The 18279-nt window shown below is 62.3% G+C and carries 15 protein-coding genes and 1 pseudogene; 4 read left to right on the top strand and 12 right to left on the bottom strand.

The window, feature by feature from the left end; genetic code table 11:
* Positions 1-50: 50 nt before the first annotated feature.
* From AC3EML_RS11015 to AC3EML_RS11005, 3 genes are read right to left on the bottom strand one after another with little or no spacing between them, the layout of a single operon-like run.
* Positions 51-1112: a substrate-binding domain-containing protein gene (locus AC3EML_RS11015; protein ID WP_031194643.1), complete on the bottom strand. Its 1062-nt coding sequence runs from the start codon at positions 1110-1112 to the stop codon at positions 51-53.
* 31 nt (positions 1113-1143) lie between these two features.
* Entirely contained in the window at positions 1144-2397 is a 1254-nt protein-coding gene (locus AC3EML_RS11010) for a M20 family metallopeptidase (protein WP_352462144.1), read from the bottom strand.
* On the bottom strand, positions 2394-3608 hold the full coding sequence (locus AC3EML_RS11005; protein WP_023681814.1) for an ROK family transcriptional regulator: 1215 nt from the start codon (positions 3606-3608) through the stop codon (positions 2394-2396). The genes AC3EML_RS11010 and AC3EML_RS11005 overlap by 4 nt, the downstream gene beginning before the upstream one ends.
* 916 nt (positions 3609-4524) lie before the next feature.
* Between AC3EML_RS11005 and AC3EML_RS11000 the strand changes: the two genes are divergently transcribed.
* Both AC3EML_RS11000 and AC3EML_RS10995 read left to right on the top strand, forming a co-directional pair.
* Complete coding sequence (locus AC3EML_RS11000; RefSeq protein WP_352521148.1) at positions 4525-5871, top strand: family 1 glycosylhydrolase; 1347 nt, start codon at positions 4525-4527, stop codon at positions 5869-5871.
* A gap of 237 nt (positions 5872-6108) precedes the next feature.
* Complete coding sequence (locus tag AC3EML_RS10995; RefSeq protein ID WP_488505397.1) at positions 6109-6450, top strand: SDR family oxidoreductase; 342 nt, start codon at positions 6109-6111, stop codon at positions 6448-6450.
* Positions 6451-6622: 172 nt separating this feature from the next.
* Here AC3EML_RS10995 and AC3EML_RS10990 read toward each other — a convergent pair whose 3' ends face one another.
* From AC3EML_RS10990 to AC3EML_RS10960, 7 genes and pseudogenes are all read right to left on the bottom strand, one after another.
* A complete protein-coding gene (locus AC3EML_RS10990) occupies positions 6623-7171 on the bottom strand; it encodes a hypothetical protein (protein WP_023667727.1) in 549 nt (182 codons plus the stop codon).
* Positions 7172-7367: 196 nt separating this feature from the next.
* Positions 7368-7621: pseudogene (locus tag AC3EML_RS10985) on the bottom strand (Arm DNA-binding domain-containing protein); the annotation flags it as partial.
* 291 nt (positions 7622-7912) lie between these two features.
* Positions 7913-9475 carry a glutamine-hydrolyzing GMP synthase gene (gene guaA, locus AC3EML_RS10980; protein WP_352521147.1) on the bottom strand — a complete coding sequence of 521 codons (1563 nt, stop codon included), beginning with the start codon at positions 9473-9475 and terminating at the stop codon, positions 7913-7915.
* 55 nt (positions 9476-9530) lie between these two features.
* Entirely contained in the window at positions 9531-10199 is a 669-nt protein-coding gene (locus AC3EML_RS10975; protein WP_352513742.1) for a 5'-methylthioadenosine/S-adenosylhomocysteine nucleosidase, read from the bottom strand.
* Between the two features lie 127 nt (positions 10200-10326).
* Positions 10327-10785 (bottom strand): PaaI family thioesterase, encoded by a 459-nt coding sequence (locus tag AC3EML_RS10970; RefSeq protein WP_352521146.1) that lies wholly within the window; start codon positions 10783-10785, stop codon positions 10327-10329.
* 84 nt (positions 10786-10869) lie between these two features.
* A complete protein-coding gene (locus AC3EML_RS10965) occupies positions 10870-11322 on the bottom strand; it encodes a TspO/MBR family protein (RefSeq protein WP_023704461.1) in 453 nt (150 codons plus the stop codon).
* 74 nt (positions 11323-11396) lie between these two features.
* Complete coding sequence (locus AC3EML_RS10960) at positions 11397-12686, bottom strand: RsmB/NOP family class I SAM-dependent RNA methyltransferase (protein ID WP_352521145.1); 1290 nt, start codon at positions 12684-12686, stop codon at positions 11397-11399.
* A 319-nt stretch (positions 12687-13005) separates the two neighbouring features.
* Here AC3EML_RS10960 and AC3EML_RS10955 point away from each other — a divergent pair, with 319 nt between their 5' ends.
* On the top strand, positions 13006-13683 hold the full coding sequence (locus AC3EML_RS10955; RefSeq protein ID WP_023681822.1) for an MIP family channel protein: 678 nt from the start codon (positions 13006-13008) through the stop codon (positions 13681-13683).
* Between the two features lie 64 nt (positions 13684-13747).
* On the opposite strand, the gene katG is transcribed toward AC3EML_RS10955, so the two are convergent.
* Positions 13748-15943: a catalase/peroxidase HPI gene (gene katG / locus AC3EML_RS10950; RefSeq protein ID WP_027050224.1), complete on the bottom strand. Its 2196-nt coding sequence runs from the start codon at positions 15941-15943 to the stop codon at positions 13748-13750.
* 140 nt (positions 15944-16083) lie between these two features.
* On the opposite strand from katG, the gene AC3EML_RS10945 reads away from it, so the two are divergent.
* Positions 16084-16992 (top strand): hydrogen peroxide-inducible genes activator, encoded by a 909-nt coding sequence (locus AC3EML_RS10945; protein WP_023667719.1) that lies wholly within the window; start codon positions 16084-16086, stop codon positions 16990-16992.
* Positions 16993-17099: 107 nt separating this feature from the next.
* Here the strand turns inward: AC3EML_RS10945 and AC3EML_RS10940 are convergent, their stop codons facing one another.
* Positions 17100-18203 (bottom strand): calcium:cation antiporter, encoded by a 1104-nt coding sequence (locus tag AC3EML_RS10940; RefSeq protein WP_352521144.1) that lies wholly within the window; start codon positions 18201-18203, stop codon positions 17100-17102.
* Positions 18204-18279: the final 76 nt, after the last annotated feature.

The raw sequence follows: 18279 nt of genomic DNA, 5'->3' as shown, positions 1-18279 counted from the left end.
TGTTGTCGAAGAAAAGCTCCGGTGCGGCGGGCCGCGCCGGAGCGAGAGCCTTACTTGAACGCGTCGAGCACCGGCTGCGGCGCGTCGCGGTTGAGCGAGTCCTTCCAGCCCTGCGCGACATTCTCCTTGGTGACGGTCAGGGCCGGGGCGACGACGAAGGCTGGTGTCGGCTGGCCAAGCAGCGACTTCATGCCGGAAGCAGCCATGGCGCGGCCGAGTTCATAGGCCTTGTCGGCGACGAGGGCTGCGACATTGCCGCCCTTGACCATGTCGAGCGCGACCGGCTCGGCGAGGTCGAGCGTGACGATCTTGGTCCTGGCGTTGCCGGCGCCGCGTAGCGCCGACAGCACGCCGTCGGCCGGCTCGGCCCAGGTCACGTAGATGCCGTCGAGATCGGGATGTTGCAAAAGCATCGCGTTGGCCAGTTCCTCGGCGCGGGCCGGGTCGGATATGCCCTGTTCGGCGACGATCTTGATGTCGGGATAGACCTTCTCGATGGTGGTCTTGAAGGCTTGGTCGCGCTGGTTGGTGACGTAGTAGGCAGCGTCGTGGAAAATGTAGCCGACCTTGCCCTTGCCGCCGATCGCCTTGGCCATCGCGTCCGCAGCCTGCTTGCCCATCTGGAATAGATCGTCAGTCACGATCGAAGCGTAGTCGGTGCCCTGCTTGTAGTCCTTGGGCAAGTTGGACAGGAACACCAGCTTGGTGCCGTCCTTGACCGCCTGGCGGAAGGCTTCTGCCGAGGTGACCGGGTCGAGCGGCAGCGCCAAGATGACGTTGGGCTTGGCGGCCAACGCCGTCTCGATGTCGCTGCGCTGGCGGGCGGAGTCGAACTGGGCATCCGTTTTGACCGCAATGGTGATACCGGCGCGGGCGAATTCGTCGGTGGCGCCGGCGGTTACCGCATTGGTGAAATCGGACGAGGTGTGCCAGAGCAAGGCAGCCTTGTAGCCCTTGTCCTTGAGCGCGGCGATGTCGGCATCGCTTAGGATCACGTCGGCGCTCGGCGTGGCGCTCTCGCCCTGCGGGCCGACCGTCTGTGCGAAAGCTGGGTTGGCGGCAAGCATCAATCCGCCGGCAAAGGCGGCGGCGATCAGTGTCTTCATCGGCATGTCAGTTCTCCCATTTTGCTTCGTTGGTGGTTCAGTCGGCCACGCCGCAATAGCGGGCCATGAAGGCGGCGAAGCCGACTATGCCGGCGAAATATTCCTCGACATCCACGTGCTCCTCGAATGTGTGGCAATTCCTGATGTCGCCGGGCGCGCAATAGACGGCAGGAATACCGAGCTGATTGATGATGAAGGGGGACTCCGACCAGAACGGTGCGCCCTCGATGACGCCGCGTCCGCTCATTGCGCCGGCCATCGCGTCGGACAGCATGGCGACTTCCGCCCGCGTTTCGCCGATCTCGGCAGCGGTGCCGCCCAGCCTGTGGTCGCGGCCGGCGGGGTAGGCGAACTCTACCGAAATATCCGGATCGGTGATCGCGCCGCGCACGGCAGCCTCGATCTCGGCGGCGGCGGTGTCGAGGTCTTCGCCAGGCAACAGCTTACGGATCAGCGAGAGCGTGCAGCGCTCGGGAACGGCAATGTAGCCGCCGCCGGCAAGCCCGGTGATAAGCAGGAAGCCGCGCCCGACCAGTTTGTGCTCGGCGCGCGCGGCGACCTCATCCGAATGCTTCCAAAGCGCCGTCATCGCGGCATGGCTTGCACGGAGCGCATCCTTGCCGAGTTCTGGCACACCGAAATAGGCGGATTTGCCGGTAATCGAGATATCGGTGATGAAGAAGCCGATCTGCGCCGCATAAACGGCCAGGCGGGTCGGCTCGACATAGACGCTGAAATCGGGTGCTGTGACCTCGCCGGTCTCGATGCGTCCGACGAAGTGCTTGATCCCGGCGGAAATGCCGGTGCCGGGCTGGCCGCTCTCCTCGTCGCCGATGAAAGCGAAGGCGACGTCGCCCTTGAGGCGAACGCCTGCCTTGTCGAGTAGCGCGAGTGCCGCCAGCGAAGCAGTGATGCCGGCCTTGAGGTCGCCTGAGCCGCGGCCCCAGACAGCACCATCAATGATCGGGGCGGCGAACGGATCCTCACGCTCGGTGCCTGCCCAATGCTCGCGCCAGCCGTCGACATGGACGGTGTCGGTATGGCCCATGAACAGCAGGCGCTTTCCCTGGTCGGACCCCTTGCGCTCGCCCCAGATGTTGGGCCGCCCGGGAAGAAATTCCGTCCTGGTCAGGCCGCTGAGGTCAAGGTCGCGCATCCTGGCTTCTAGGAAGTCGACGAAGTTGGCTTCGTTGCCGGTGATGCTCTCTCGGCCGATGGCGCGGCGAAACAGCGTTAGTGCGTCGTCGCGGTCGAGCGCTGCCTGCAGGCGGGCGGTAATATCGTGAGTCATATCGCGGCCTCCTTCAGGGCGGCGGCCTGGGCAGGCGGCAGCGAAATCCGGCCATCAGGCGCGTCGACGCCGAACAGCGTGTTGTGCAACTGGCCAAGGCCGATTGCCGCCGCGCCAATGAGGGCTGCGCGTGCGCCGAGTTCGCTCGCCTCGACCCTGACCGGATAGGGGAAGCATAGCGGCAGAAGCGCCTGCACCCTGGACAGGATTTCGGGCCGCAACCCAATCGAGCCGCCGAGGATAAACTTTTCTGGATTGGCGATTGCCGCGATTGCCGCAACGCCTTGCGCCAGATGGCGGGCAGTTTCGTCGAGCACGGTGAGCGCGTCCTTGTCGCCAAGCGCGGCATTCTCGAATATTGCCGGCACCGAGACCTGCCTGCCGGTGAGAGCGTGGTAGCGATCGGTCATGGCGTGGGTGGCCACCGCGCGTTCGAATGCGCCGGTGCGCAGTGATTCCTCGGTGAAGGGATCGGCCCCGATCGGCATGAAACCGATCTCGCCGGCGGCGTGCCCAGCACCCCGCACCAGATGGCCGCCCAGCATCAGCCCGCTGCCGATGCCGGTGCCGAGCGCGATGTAGGCGAGATTGTCGATGCCCTGGCCTTGGCCGAGCCAGTTCTCGCCAAGCACCGCGAGATTGACGTCGTTCTCGATCATCACCGCGACGCCGAGCGCTTCTTCGAAGGCATCCAGCACATTCATTGTGTCGAAGCCGGCAATGTTCGGCGCCATTAAAATGCGGCCGGTGGCCGGGTCAGGAGCGCCAGGCGCGCCGATGACGGCCAGGCGTATCTTCTTGCGCGCGACGTGCTGTCTGGCCGCGGCATCGAAGGCCAGCGCTGCAATCTGATCGACGACGAACTGGCCGCCGCGCGGGTCGGTCGGTGTGGCGGCTTCGGCAAAGATCTGGCAGGCAAGGTCCGTCAGCGCGACCCGCACCTTGGTGCCGCCAAGGTCGACGGCGATGATATAGGCTGCGTCGTGGACCAGTTCGTAGGTGACGGCGGTGCGCCCGACATGGCCGCTGGTGCGGCCGGTTTCCTGGACCCAGCCCTCCTGCTCGAGCCCGCGCATGATTTCGGAGATGGTCTGCTTCGACAGGCCCGTCAGCTTGGCGATCGAGGCGCGGGAGATCGGCCCGCCCTGGACGATCGCTTCCATCACGGAGCGCTGTGAGAACTGACGGGATATGCGCGGCAGGTCAGTCACATTGAACTCCCGTTAATTCGTTCTATGACCGAACTTATTGTTCGGAACTGGACCTGTCAATGTATGTTCGCGAGCGGCCGTTTTTGCACGCGAACATTGATCCGGAGGCAGGATTCAGGCGCGGTGCTGCCGTTCGGCAGAAGATAAATGCGGTCAGGGAGTGGCTGGATCAGCTTCTTGAATCAATTGGGCGAACAGCTTCGCAGCGCATTGACAAATAACGATCATGCTAGTCTCTGAGGGGCACTGTTTTCTACAGGAGATCAATACAGCGGATGGTTCGCCGGTCCATATCTCTCGTATTCTCTCGTATGGGTCTGTCGAACCATGGGACGATGAACGAGACCAACTATTGGCTTCGAGAATATCGGTGATGTACCGCGGTCTGCGTCCCAGTGAATGGCTCAAATGGGGCCGGCAGCGGAACGTCCGTTTGCAGTTTGCAAACGTGGATAACTACCATACCGCCTTAACTCGCAAAGACCCGTTTGACGCCAACTGGGCTGGCCCGAAGCCGACCTCTCCGTCCAGCATAGTCCGATCATATTCGGCGCAAGCTGCTCGCTTGAACCGTGGGATAGAATTCCGCCAATCTCGACCCGCCTATGCCTGGGTGGCCCCTGCTCACAATCACGAGCGTAGCGCCATCTTTCCGAATGGCCGGGTGAGGCTGGAGAAATCGCCGCTGAACCTTCTCGACCAGCCATTCTCCGGCTTTGGCAAAAAGCCGGTTCGAAGGCTTTTCCGCCATGTGCCGTTGCCTTTCGCAACGAACGGTCAACCGACTGTGAATAGCACTTGCAGGCACGTGGTTGTCAGGCGCCCACCGAACTTGACAAGCAGTCTTGCAGGAACTGCGTCGAGCACTGAACGTTTGACCAAGCGCGGGCATCTCCGCCTTGGCTAAGGACCATCAATGTTCACGTTCATGTTTGCCACCGGCATCGAGAACAGCACCCCCACCATTCGACAAGGCCGGGAGCGCGTCGACGAAATGGAAAAATGCCGCTTCTACGAACGATGGCGCACCGACTTCGAACTGGTCCAGGATCTCGGGGTGCATTTCCTCCGCTACGGACCTCCCATCCACAAAACATGGCTGGGTGACGGACGTTATGATTGGGCATTCGCCGATGAGACCTTCGCGGACCTGAAGGCGAAAGACATTCTTCCGATCGTCGACCTTTGCCATTTTGGCGTGCCGGACTGGATTGGCAACTTCCAGAACCCGGACTTTCCGACACTATTCGAGCACTACGCCAGGGATTTCGCGATGCGCTATCCGTGGATCCAGCTCTTCACCCCAATAAATGAGATGTTCATCTGCGCCACCTTTTCGGCCCGCTGGGGATGGTGGAACGAACAACTGAGCAGCGACACTGCTTTCGTCACCGCCCTCAAGCACATCGTGAAGGCGAACGTGCTTGCCATGCGGGCGATTCTCGAGGTGCGGCCGGACGCCATCTTCATTCAGAGCGAATCCTCGGAATACTTCCACGCCGATTCTCCCGAGGCGGTCGGCAGAGCGGAACGGTTCAACAGCGAGCGTTTCCTGTCGCTTGACCTCAACTACGGTCATGACGTCGACGCGCACACCTATCGCTATCTTCTCGAAAACGGGATGACGGCCGAAGAATACAGTTTCTTCCTGGAAAGCCATCTGCGCAGGCATTGCGTGATGGGCACCGACTATTACCAGACCAACGAACATCGGGTTTGGGCAGACGGAACGACGTCCGGGTCCGGCGAGGTGTTTGGCTATGACGAGATCACGCGGCAGTACTTCAACCGCTACCGGTTTCCCGTAATGCATACGGAGACCAACATCAGCGAAGGCCCCAATGGAGACGAGGCCGTCTATTGGCTGTGGAAAGAGTGGGCCAACGTGCTGCGGATCCGCAACGATGGCATCCCCATCGTAGGCTTCACCTGGTACTCGCTGACGGATCAGGTGGACTGGGACAGTGCGCTTCGGGAGAACAACGGACGGATCAATCCGCTCGGCCTCTATGACCTCGACCGAAATCCGAGGGCGGTGGGGCGCGCTTTCAAGGCGCTGATCGCGAACTGGAACAAGCTGTTGGCCACACAAAGTGTCTGCCTTGCTTTGCCGGTCTTTCTTCCCTCACAGCAAGACGATGCCATTGTTCGCGCGCAACAGGATTATGCGCGCAGCCTGCTGAGCGTGGATCGGGTCGCTGAAGGCTGGACTGAACCACTTGCTGCTCCCCAGAAAGAGGTCGAACCCGATGCGCCTGGATAACAAGACTGCATTGTAACCGGTGCTGCAAGCGGCATTGGACTGGCCATCGCCATGCGGTTGGGCACCGAAGGTGCACGGGTGAGCCGACGTGGGTGGAGGCAAGGTCGAGAAGGCGCGCATCGGTTCGACAAGGGGCGCGCCGGGGAGGCCGCTATCACGGTGCTGTCGACTTGCGCTCACGCGTTCGGCAGGTTGGTAATAATCGTCAACAACGCGCCGGCCTGATAATCTTTAACCATTGAGGCATTCACTAGAGCGGGCTGGCTGAAGGTGCTGAGCGTCGACCTGCTGGGAGCAATTTATTTCGCCGGAAAGGCATTCGCTCATATGACATCTGGGGGCGTCATCGTAAAATATATTGAGTGTGCGCGGTCGAGACGAGCTCCGAATGTCGAGCTATACGCCGCGGCAAAGGCCACCCTCCTGTCTCTAACCGAGACCCGACGCAGTTCGCACCTTGGCCGACTGGGCATGAATCCGGACGATTACCGAACCAAATGGAACCTGCCTCGCAATTACCCGATGGTGGCACCCAACTATTCGGGAAGCGTTCCGCATATCGCCTCTAACACCCAGTAGCGGACAGCTCTCGCCTGAGGCGTCAGTCGTCGTTGAAGCGCTCCGGCATCGCATTCGAGGCCAAGGCTGGTGCACAAGGATCATGACATCGAATTCCACTCTTTACAGGAACAAGTGCCTTTCCTCGGGATTAGGATTCGACGCCGCAACGGCGTCGAACCCCAAAGGAGACTCACATGAAACGTAAGATTTTGACAGCTACAGCGATCTCTCTCTGTCTCGCCACCGCGGCCTTGGCGCAGTCGTCGGGAACATCCAGCGGCACGAACGGAACGTCCGGCTCATCGGCCGGGTCCAGTATGAGCTCTACGTCCGGCTCCGGCCAAAGCGGTATCCCGAGCGGCTGGGACAGCAAGCTCTCCGGCTCATTCTTCAGCGACGCCAATTCGGGAAGACTTCTGTCGCAGGATGAGATCCGCAAGAACTGGTCGTCCCTGAGCTCTGAACAGCAGGCACAGGTTCGCTCCGACTGCTCGAGGATGACGGCCAGTAACGGCACTGGCTCTGGCACAATGACCGGCACGTCAGGTAGCTCGGCTTCGACCGGCAGTGATACAACGGCGAGTATCGGCACCGGCTCTGGCACAGCCACCGGCACTTCAGGCAGCTCTGGTTCGACCGGCAGTAACACCACGGCCAGCAACAGCACTGGTTCGGGTACAACCACCGGCACGTCGGGATCCTCGAATACAGCTGGCGATACGACCGCCAGCACCAGCACGGGTTCGGGCGCGAACTCGGCTGCTCAAATGGCTTCGATGCAGCAGCTCTGCACCCAGGTTCAAGGGATGTGACTGAATGCGGGCTCCGGGCCGGCTTGGCCGAGATAGAAGAGGCCTTGACGGCCCGGACATCGCTTTGGTTTGGTAGCCATTCGGCGCTGAAGTCGGCCGGTGATCGGTGTCACAACTCGGCGCTTGTATCGCCGGCGACCGTCCCTCGCCAATAGCGCGCTTCGCGTCGAGACACTTCTCTCGGGCAAGGGCAAGTGAGATTCCGTCCCGTCCATACCTGCCAAGACAGACCGTCTCGCGGCGTCCGTTGAGCCTGTAATCCAGCCGAAAGGAGATCGCGCCACTAGGCATGACGCGAACATACATGCCGTCGCGGTAAGCAATCTTGTAGATTTTCACTTTTGGTTCAGGGCTTTAAGGGCGACGTCCGTCAGCATTCCCCGCTACCTCCTGAAAAGTACCGTCAGTACAATTTCGAGGCTCTTCGGCAGAACATTCGTTTTATCTTCAGTGCCTTAAGGCATCAAAAAACACCGTCAGAGCCTCATTGGATCTGACGGTACTTCGAAAAATCTGAGCTAGCAATTTGCGGAAGGTCCGTCAGCCGGTCCGTCAAATCCAATCTCCGCACCGATTGTCGCTAATTGTCTCCGAATAAATTTATACGTGTTATCAAATGGTTGTGGCGTACAATCGCGTGTTTCCGGCGGCGTTTGGGTAGGTCTGAATCATTCCCACTCGATGGTGCCTGGCGGCTTCGACGTCACGTCGTAGACGACGCGGTTGATGCCGCGGACTTCGTTGATGATGCGGGTGGCCGCCGCGCCGAGGAAAGCCATGTCGTAGTGGTAGAAGTCGGCGGTCATGCCGTCGACGGACGTCACGGCGCGCAGCGCGCAGACGAATTCGTAGGTGCGGCCGTCGCCCATCACACCGACGGTCTGCACCGGAAGCAGCACGGCGAAAGCCTGCCAGATGGCGTCGTAGAGGCCGGCCTTGCGGATCTCGTCGAGATAGATGGCGTCGGCCTCGCGCAGGATTTCGAGCTTCTCGCGGGTGATACCGCCGGGGCAGCGGATGGCAAGGCCTGGTCCAGGGAACGGATGGCGGCCGATAAAACTTTCGGGCAGGCCGAGTTCCTTGCCCAGTGCCCTCACCTCGTCCTTGAACAGTTCGCGCAGCGGCTCGACCAGTTGCATGTTCATGCGCGCCGGCAGGCCGCCGACATTGTGGTGCGACTTGATGGTCACCGACGGGCCGCCGGTGAAGGAGACGCTCTCGATGACGTCGGGATAGAGCGTGCCTTGCGCCAGGAAATCGGCGCCGCCGAGTTTCTTGGCCTCTTCCTCGAACACTTCGATGAACAGCCGGCCGATGGTCTTGCGCTTCTTCTCGGGGTCGGACTCGCCTTCCAGCGCCGAGATGAATTTTTCCGACGCGTCGACCAGGATCAGCGGCAGATTGTAGTGCTGGCGGAACATCGCCACCACGCCGGCGGCCTCGTCCTTGCGCATAAGGCCATGGTCGACAAGAATGCAGGTCAGCTGGTCGCCTACCGCTTCGTGGATCAGCAAGGCAGCGACCGATGAATCCACGCCGCCAGACAGCGCGCAGATCACCTTGCCCTTGCCGACCTGCTCGCGAATGGTTTCGACCGCATGCTCGCGATAGGCGCGCATCGTCCAGTCGCCTTCGATGCCGGCGATGTTGTGCACGAAGTTTCTCAGCAGCCTGGCGCCATCCGGCGTATGCACAACTTCCGGGTGGAACATGATGCCGTACATCTTGCGCGCGACGTTGCCGAAAATGGCGAAGGGCGAGCCTTCCGACTTGCCGAAGACCTCGAACCCCTTGGGCAGCGAGATGACGCGGTCGCCATGGCTCATCCACACCTGGTGGCGCTGGCCTGGCGCCCACAGGCCCTCGAACAGCGGGCTGTCCTTCTCGATCTCGACGAAGGCACGGCCGAATTCGCGATGGTTCGAGCTTTCGGCTACGCCGCCCATCTGCACGCACATGGCCATCTGGCCGTAGCAGATACCGAGCACCGGCACGCCGGCATCGAAGACGATCTGCGGCGCGCGCGGGCTGCCGATGTCTGATGTCGAGGCGGGACCGCCCGACAGGATCACGGCTTTTGGATTGATACGCTTGAAGGCAGCTTCGGCCGATTGAAATGGCACGATCTCGGAAAACACGCCGGCCTCGCGGATGCGGCGGGCGATGAGCTGCGTAAACTGGCTGCCGAAATCGACAATCAGGACTGTATCGGGATGATTGGCTGTCGTCATGGCGAGCCTTTAGAGAAAGAAACGAGTCGGCGCAATGGGGTGCGTAGCCCGACTTTCAGAGCGCTGCCGGCTCTTGCCCAGGCTGCTCCTTGTGTAGCGTGCCGGAGCCGATGGCCTGTTCGAGGCGCACGACTGCATCCGCCAGCTTCTCGTCGATGACATGCAGATATTCGGTCCAGTCGCCAACGTGGCGCAGATCGGCTGCACCGTCTGAAATGCCGCGCAGGCCGATAAGCGGGACATCGAACAACTGGCAGGCGCGCAGGCAGGCGAAGGTTTCCATGTCGACCATGTCGGCGGCGATGGCGTCATAGGCGGCACCGGTGATGACGGCGCCGCCGGTCGACATGCTGGCTTCTTTAATGCCCGGTATCCTGAACGGCAGCGGCACTGTCACCGGCAGGTCGAGAAACGGCGTAACCCCTTTCTCGAAGCCCAGCGGCGAAGCGTCGATGTCGCGATAGCTGACCGAGACCGCCTGGTAGATTTGCGTCTGTTCAAGCGTGCGGCTGCCGGCGGAGCCGAGCGAGACGACGAGATCGGGCAACGCCTTCTCGGATTTCAGCCATGACAGTTCGGCGCCGAGCCGCACACCTGCCTCTACCGGGCCGACGCCCGTCATCAGCGGCGTGAACAGTTTCTGCAGATGCGGACCGTACTCGGCCTGCGCCGCCATGACGAAAAGAACGTCCTTGCCGCCAATTCGCGACACTTTGCCGGTCATGAATTCGACTCCCTCGGCTGCGGAACAAAAAGGGCGGTGCTCTCGTCGCCTGCCGGCCCTTCGCTATGGCTCCGGGTCGCTCGAAAAGCCAATTTGGGGGCTTTTCGTCGGTTACACGGACCACTCCTCATCCCGCTATCCCGTCACGGCCAACCACCGTCATCATCGTGCCGGTCATGGTCGCGATCAGCTTGGCCTCGCCATCGGCGGCAAAGGCGTACGCCTGGCCATCGGCGACAATGATGGTGCGGCCGGGTTTGGTCACCGAGCCGCGGAACAGGAAGCGTTCGCCCCGGCCGGGCGCCAGGAGGTTGACCTTGAATTCGATGGTCAGCACGCCGGAATTTTCCGGCATCAGCGAGAACGCGGCATAGCCGCAGGCCGAGTCCAGCGCCGTCGAAATCACCCCGGCATGGAGGAAACCGTGCTGCTGGGTCAGTGCCTGGGAATAGGGCATTTCGATCTCGATGATGCCCGGCGTCACAAGGGTCAGCTCGGCGCCAATGGTCGCCATCGCCTGCTGGCGGGCGAACGACGCCCTGACGCGGTCCTCATATTCGGGTGCGGGTACGATCTTTGCTGCCATGGCCATCGCCCTGATTTATCTGCAAAGCTTATCGCAGACGCCTGAACGCCACGCAAATGCTTTTGCTGCACTGCAGCAAAGCACTCAGTTCAACAGGAGCAGCGACGCGTTGAGCAAGGTGGCGAAGGCTACCCACGCGGCATAGGGCGCAAACAGCCAGCCGGAAACCCGGTCGCGGTTCCACACCGTGGCTATGAACAGCGCAATGCTGGCGAGAAGAGCCAGGATCACGACCAGTGCCGGCCCCATCTGTTTGGCGCCGAAGAAAGTCGGCGACCACGCGAAGTTCAGAACAAGCTGGAGGGCCCAGATCTTCATCGCGGCGGCTGCTCGTTCCCGCTCCCATGTCCGCCAGCCGGCCACGGCGATCAGCACATAGAGGAGCGTCCAGGCCGGCGCGAAGACCCAGTTGGGCGGGTTGAAGGGCGGCTTGGCGAGCGAGGCATACCATTCACCCGGCAGCGTCGCATAGCCGATCAACAGGCCGCCGCCGAGCACCAGAAGGAGGAAAAGCAGAAGCGACACATATCTTTGCAAGAATTCTACCCCGTCTGGCGGCCGACGCCGCGCATCTGCAACTGGAGCGCTATGTCAGCCTGTCAATCGCAGCGTCAATTCGCCCGACGCAGCGCACAGAAATAGAAGCCGTCGGTGCCGCTCAGAGCCGGCGACAGCGAGATATCGCTTGTCTTGCCGATCCGGGCGGCCGCTGCGTGACCGGGGAAGCTGATATCCCAGAGCGCGCGATGATCGACCGGGACGAAGCCCTTGTGCCGTTCGCGAAAGGCGGCGACCTGCTCGCCATTCTCCTCGTCGAACACCGAACAGGTGATGTAGACCAGCAGGCCGCCCGGTTTGACATAGGCATTCGCCGCATCGAGGATCGCCGACTGCTCGCCCTTGCGGGCATCGAGCTGTCTTTGCGTCAGCCGCCATTTGGCGTCTGGACGGCGCCGCCAGGTGCCGCTGCCGGTGCAGGGCGCATCGACCAGCACGATGTCCATGTGGCCTGCGAGGGGGCTGAGCTCAGCCGGCTTGGTGACAACCTGGACGTTGCGGTTTTCCGAACGGCGGATGCGGTCGAAGATCGGCGCCAGCCGCGCCTTTTCGGCATCATGGGCGAAGACCTGGCCTTTGTTGGCCATCGCCGCAGATAGCGCCAGCGTCTTGCCGCCGGCGCCGGCGCAGAAATCGAGCACCTGCATCCCGGCTTGCGCGCCGGCAAGGGTTGCAACGATCTGCGAACCCTCGTCCTGAACCTCGAACCAGCCCTTTTGGAAAGCCGGCTCGGCCTGTACGTTGGGGTGCCGGCCGTCGCCGTCGATGGGCGGGATGCGAATGCCTTGCGGCGCAATAGCAGCTGCCTTGGCGCCGGTGTCGGCGAGTTCCGCCAGCACTTTGGCGCGGTCGGACTGCAGCGTGTTGACCCTGATGTCGAGCGGCGGGCGGGTCGCCAAAGCCGCCCCTTCCGCAACCCAGTCTGCGCCAAAGGCTCGTTCGAACAACGGCGCGCACCAGTCGGGTACGTCCGCCCGCACCGCCTCCGGCGCGTCTTCAGGCCGGCGCTCGGCCAGCGCCTGCAACTCGGCGGCGCTGAGCAGCGGCGGCGCGAACTTGTCACCCTGGAGCGCATCGTTAAGCGATTGCGGCGTCTGGCCCCATTCGATGAGCAGCGCGCCGAAGCCGATGGCGCGGGGCGTGTCTTCACCCAAAAGCCAGCCGGCGGAACGTTTGTGGCGCAGCGCGTCGTAGACGATGTTGCCGATCGCCGCGCGGTCGCCGCCGCCGGCAAAGCGATGCGACAGGCCCCAATCTTTCAGCGCATCGGCCACCGGCCGGTGGCGCCGGCCAATGTCGTCCAGCACTTCAATGGCTGCCGCCAGCCGTCCGCCCAGTCGCATTCGTCATTCCACCTATCGAGCACAGTATCCTTCGGCCTGCTCTTAGAGCGTTTCGCGTCGAGATTGAACCCCGCTTGAATTTCGCGGCGACGAGGCCTTCCGCTCGCGGCCGACGATTTTCCCCGCCGGCAAATGTCCGCCCGCCGGCGATAACAAATCTCAAATATATGCAAGATCTCTAATGTTGGTAACTGGCCGCCGTAAGCACGATCTGTGGCGCAATTGCTCTGCTTTCCAAGCTTTTGCGTTGGGAATACTCTTTGCGCCATGATTCGCGGCGCGGAAAAGCGGACCGACGGATCGATACGAGGAGAGGGCAATGAAAACGTATCTTGCGGAAGTTCTAGGGACATTTCTATTGGTGTTTATCGGCACGGCGTCGGTGGCGACGGGTGGCTTTCTCGCCGACTTGCCGCTGGGCCAGGAAGCCATCGGCCTGGCGTTCGGCATCGGCCTGATTGCGGCGGCTTACGCGGTGGGTCCCATCTCAGGCGCACATCTCAACCCGGCCGTCACGCTCGGCGTCTTCCTTGCCGGCCGGCTGCCGGCCAAGGATGTGATTCCTTACTGGATCGCGCAGATCATCGGCGCCATTCTGGCCTCGCTGGCGCTGTGGATCATCGTCTCCGGCCAGACCGGCGGGCACACCACCGGTTTCGGCGCCAATGGCTGGGACGTGGCGAAATGGGGGACGAGTTCGGCCTTCCTGTGGGAGCTGATCGGCACCTTCACCTTCGTCACAGTCATCCTCGGCGTCACCGCCGAGAAGCACTCGACGGCGTTCGCCGGCCTGGTCATCGGCCTGACGCTGGCCGGACTGCACTTCGCAATGATCCCGGTGACCGGCACCTCGCTCAATCCGGCGCGTTCGATCGGCCCGGCGCTGTTTACCGGCGGCGCAGCCCTCAGCCAGCTCTGGCTGTTCATCGTTGCGCCGCTGATCGGCGGCGCAATCGCTGGCGTCGTCGCCAAGGCACGCATCTTCGAAAAGGACTGATTTCGAAGCCTGCGAAAACGAAGGGCGCGGGCCTCGGCCCGCGCCCTTCGTTTGGGAGGTTGTATCAGGCAGCGATGTCGAAACGGTCGGCGTTCATCACCTTGGTCCACGCCTTGACGAAATCGCCAACGAATTTCTGCCCGGCATCCGCCGACCCGTAGACCTCGGCCAGCGCGCGCAGCTGCGCATGCGAGCCGAAGATCAGGTCGGCGCGTGTGGCGGTCCACCTGACTGCCCTGGTCTTGCGGTCGCGTGCTTCATAGACCTCATGCGAGCCCGGCTCGGAGGCCGGATCCCAGATGGTGCTCATCGAGAGCAGGTTGACGAAGAAGTCGTTCGTCAGCGTGCCCGGCCTGTCGGTCAACACACCATGCTTCGAGCCGCCGGTGTTGGCGCCGAGCACGCGCAGGCCACCAACCAGCACCGTCATCTCCGGCGCCGTCAGGTTGAGCAGTTGCGCCCGGTCGACCAGCATGGCTTCGACCGACATCGGCGGTTTGCCCCTGACATAGTTGCGGAAGCCGTCAATTTTCGGCTCGAGCGCCGCAAAGGAATGGACGTCGGTCTGCGCCTGCGAGGCGTCGGTGCGGCCGGGCGTGAAGGGAACCTTCACCGCATTGCCGCCATCCGTTGCGGCTTTCTCGACCGCGGCGACGCCGCCGAGCACGATGAGGTCGGCCAGCGAGACCTTCTTGCCGCTTGCGTTGAACTCGTTCTGGATGGCTTCGAGCTTCGCCAGCACGGTAGCCAGTTCGACAGGCTGGTTGACCTCCCAGTCCTTCTGCGGCGCCAGGCGAATGCGCGCGCCATTGGCGCCGCCGCGCTTGTCGGAGTTGCGGAAGGTCGAGGCCGAGGCCCAGGCGGTCGAGACCAATTGCGAAACGCTGAGGCCCGAAGCCAGGATCTTGGCCTTCAGCAATGCAATGTCCTGGTCGCTGACCAGCTCATGGTCGACGGCCGGAACCGGATCCTGCCAGATCAGCTCTTCCTTCGGCACCAACGGGCCGAGATACCGCACGACCGGCCCCATGTCGCGATGGGTGAGCTTGTACCAGGCACGGGCGAAGGCATCGGCGAACTGCTCCGGATGCTCATGGAAGCGGCGCGAGATCTTCTCATAGGCCGGGTCGGCCCGCAGCGCGAGGTCGGTGGTCAGCATTGCCGGCGCATGACGCTTCGAGGGATTGTGCGCGTCCGGCACCGTAACCGCGCCAGAGCCGCCCTTCGGCGTCCACTGATAGGCCCCGGCCGGGCTCTTGGTCAGCTCCCATTCGAAGTTGAAGAGATTGTCGAAGAAGTTGTTGCTCCACTTGGTCGGCGTCGTCGTCCAGGTAACTTCGAGGCCGGATGTGATCGCGTCGCCGGCAATGCCGGTGGCATGCTTGCTCGACCAGCCGAGGCCCTGCGCCTCGATGCCCGCGCCTTCCGGCTCGGCGCCGACCAGTGTTGCATCACCGGCGCCATGGGTCTTGCCGAAGGTGTGGCCGCCGGCGATCAGCGCCACGGTTTCCTCATCGTTCATTGCCATGCGTCCGAAGGTCTCGCGGATGTCGCGGGCCGAGGCCAGCGGATCCGGCTTGCCGTTCGGCCCTTCCGGGTTGACGTAGATCAGGCCCATCTGCACCGCGCCGAGATGGCCGTGCAACTCACGGTCGCCGGAATAGCGCTTGTCGTCGAGCCACTTGGTTTCCGAACCCCAGTCGACATCCTGCTCGGGCTCCCAGACATCGGCGCGGCCACCGGCAAAGCCAAAGGTCTTGAAGCCCATCGATTCCAGCGCGACGTTGCCGGTGAGAATCAACAGGTCGGCCCAGGAGATCTTGCGGCCGTATTTCTGCTTGACCGGCCACAAAAGCCGGCGCGCCTTGTCGAGATTGGCGTTGTCCGGCCAGCTGTTCAGCGGCGCGAAACGCTGCTGGCCCGCACCGGCGCCACCCCGGCCGTCGCCGATGCGATAGGTGCCGGCGCTGTGCCAGGCCATGCGGATGAACAGCGGCCCGTAATGGCCGAAATCGGCCGGCCACCAATCCTGCGAATCCGTCATCACCTTGTGCAAATCCTCGATCACCGCGTCGAGGTCGAGCGTCTTGAACTCCGCGGCGTAGTCGAAAGCTTCGCCCATTGGGTCCGAAAGGCTCGACTGCTGGTGGAGAACGCCGATGTCGAGCTGGTTCGGCCACCAGTCGCGGTTGGTCCTGGCGGAGGTTCCATGCGCGACCGGGCATTTGCCGGCGCTGTTGTCGTCGGTCATCGCGTCCATCTTGGCCTCCGAATTGCTGATTTATGTGTTGTTTTTTCCGGGCCGGCCGGGAGCCGCGCCACTCTGGAATGGTTCCAGACTAAGCCGTCTCTTCGATAAAAACAAATTGCCTTTCCTGTTTGTTGCGATAGGCTTTCCTTATGATTGGCTTGACCGTGCGGCAGATGCAATATTTCGAGGCTTTGGCGCAAACGCTGCATTTCGGCCGCGCCGCAAAACTCGCCGGTGTCAGCCAGCCGGCGCTGTCCGCGCAAATCGCCGAGATGGAGCAAAGGCTGAACTGCCGGCTGTTCGAGCGCGGCGGCAAGACGGTGCGGATGACGGAAGAGGCGCAAGCGCTGCTGCCACGCATCGAGCGCATCCTGCGCGATATCAGCGACGTCGAGACGACGGCCCGGCGCGGCCGCCCGGCCATGGAAGGCCGCTTCCGGCTAGGCATCATCCCGACCGTGGCGCCGTATCTTTTGCCGCATGTGCTCCCGGAACTGAAACGGCATTTTCCGTCCCTGCAGCTCGAACTGCGCGAAGCAGTGACGGCATCACTGGTCGAGGACACGGCAACCGGACGGCTCGACGCCTTCATCGCCGCGCTGCCGCTCGAGCAGCCGGGCCTGGTCACCGAGGAACTGTTCGCCGACCGCTTCTTCCTCGCCGTGCCAGCCGGAGATCCAGCCTTCGCCTCGCCACCGGTGCCGCCGGAAAGCCCGGCGCTGGAGCGGTTGATGCTTTTGGAGGAAGGCCACTGCCTGCGCGAACAGGCGCTGGCCCTGTGCGGCAGCGTGCGTCCCGTAGCGATGGCAAGCTACGGCGCCACCAGCCTGACGACGCTGCTGCAGATGGTGGCGCATGGTCTCGGCGTCACGCTCATCCCCGAAATGGCGGCAAGGCCGGCCAGCGCCATGCCGGACCTCAAGATCGTGCCGTTCCAGGAGCCAATGCCGCAACGCACGATCTGCCTCGCCTGGCGCCGCAACAAGGTGCGGCATGATGAATGCGTGGAACTGGCGAAGATCATTCGGGGGTTGGATGCGGCGGTGCTGGGGGTGTAAGTCGTTCGGGTCTTAGATGGCGCCTTGGGAACCCCGAAAAGAAACTCAAATCAGGCGCGTTCGAGAATACCCGCCTTGATGGTTGGTCGCCAGATCGCACCAAAGCCTCAAGGGATAAATACCAGAAATACATACGTAAAAAACACAACGGCATGGACGATTCCGGTCAGGAAGGTCGTCCTTTCGTTGCTAAAGCTTACGCCGCATATGAAAAGCGCTAAAACCAAAAGTACGGCGTCAGCTTCCGGGAGCCCCAGGGTCAACCCTCGTCCCGTAAGCAGGCTGGCTGCTGCGACCGCAGGTATCGTCAAACCAATCGTGGCGCAAGCCGAACCCATTGCGACATTCAGGCCGCGCTGCAGCTCATTGTTGAGTGAAGCGCGAACCGCCGAAATGGCTTCCGGCATCAAAACCAGACCCGCGATCATTGCCCCCACAATGCTGTCAGCCTGGGTCACCTGGTAAGCAACGAGCGCATTTTCAACACTTGCGGCGACCTGCTCGGCGAGCATGACAATTCCGATCAGTCCGATTACCAGGAGCAGAGCGCTGGAAGAGATGCTTTTGTGAGGGGCGGTTCGCGCCGAAAGGTCGTGTGCCAGTCCTTCGATGAAATCGTCCCGGTGCCGGACTGTCTGCGCGAACACAAAGCTTGCATAGAGCAGCACGGAAAGAACGCTTACCGGGCCAAGCTGAGCTGCCGAAAATGTGCCGGGATCGGTGGTCCGCGTGTAGGTCGGCAGGATAAGCGTCATGACGGTCAGTGCGGCCAAAACCGCCAGATATGCGCTGGTCCCTTGCCGGACAATTGCCTGCTTGCGATGCCGCCAGCCGCCAAACGTGAGACACATTCCGACAACGCCGGTGGAGGCAATCATCACTGTCGAGAAGACCGATTCACGTGCAAGCGTGGGGTTGTTCTCTCCATGCAGCATCATGGAAACGATGATCGACACTTCGATTGCCGTCACGGCAAAAGTCAGCACCAATGTGCCGTAAGGCTCCCCCACACGGTGGGCCACCGCCTCGGCGTGATCGAGCACCACGAAAATAGTGATGAACATGATCGCACTCGAGAGCGCTCCGACGAGAATCCTGACGCTCGGCGAACCTTCGTCCACCGATAGCCCGCTGACTCTGACCGCAACGGCCAGTGCCAGCGCGGCCAAAGGCATCGCATAGGAAGTCGCTGATCGTGCGAAACCAGTCATTCAAGCCCCAATGCGTTCGGCGAACCTTGCGGAAGCCTGTCGAGCACCCCAATGTCGTTTCGAAGCCCGGCAGTCC

The organism is Mesorhizobium sp. P170090 (genome assembly GCF_057786115.1).
This window is presented reverse-complemented; position numbering and strand designations above follow the sequence as displayed.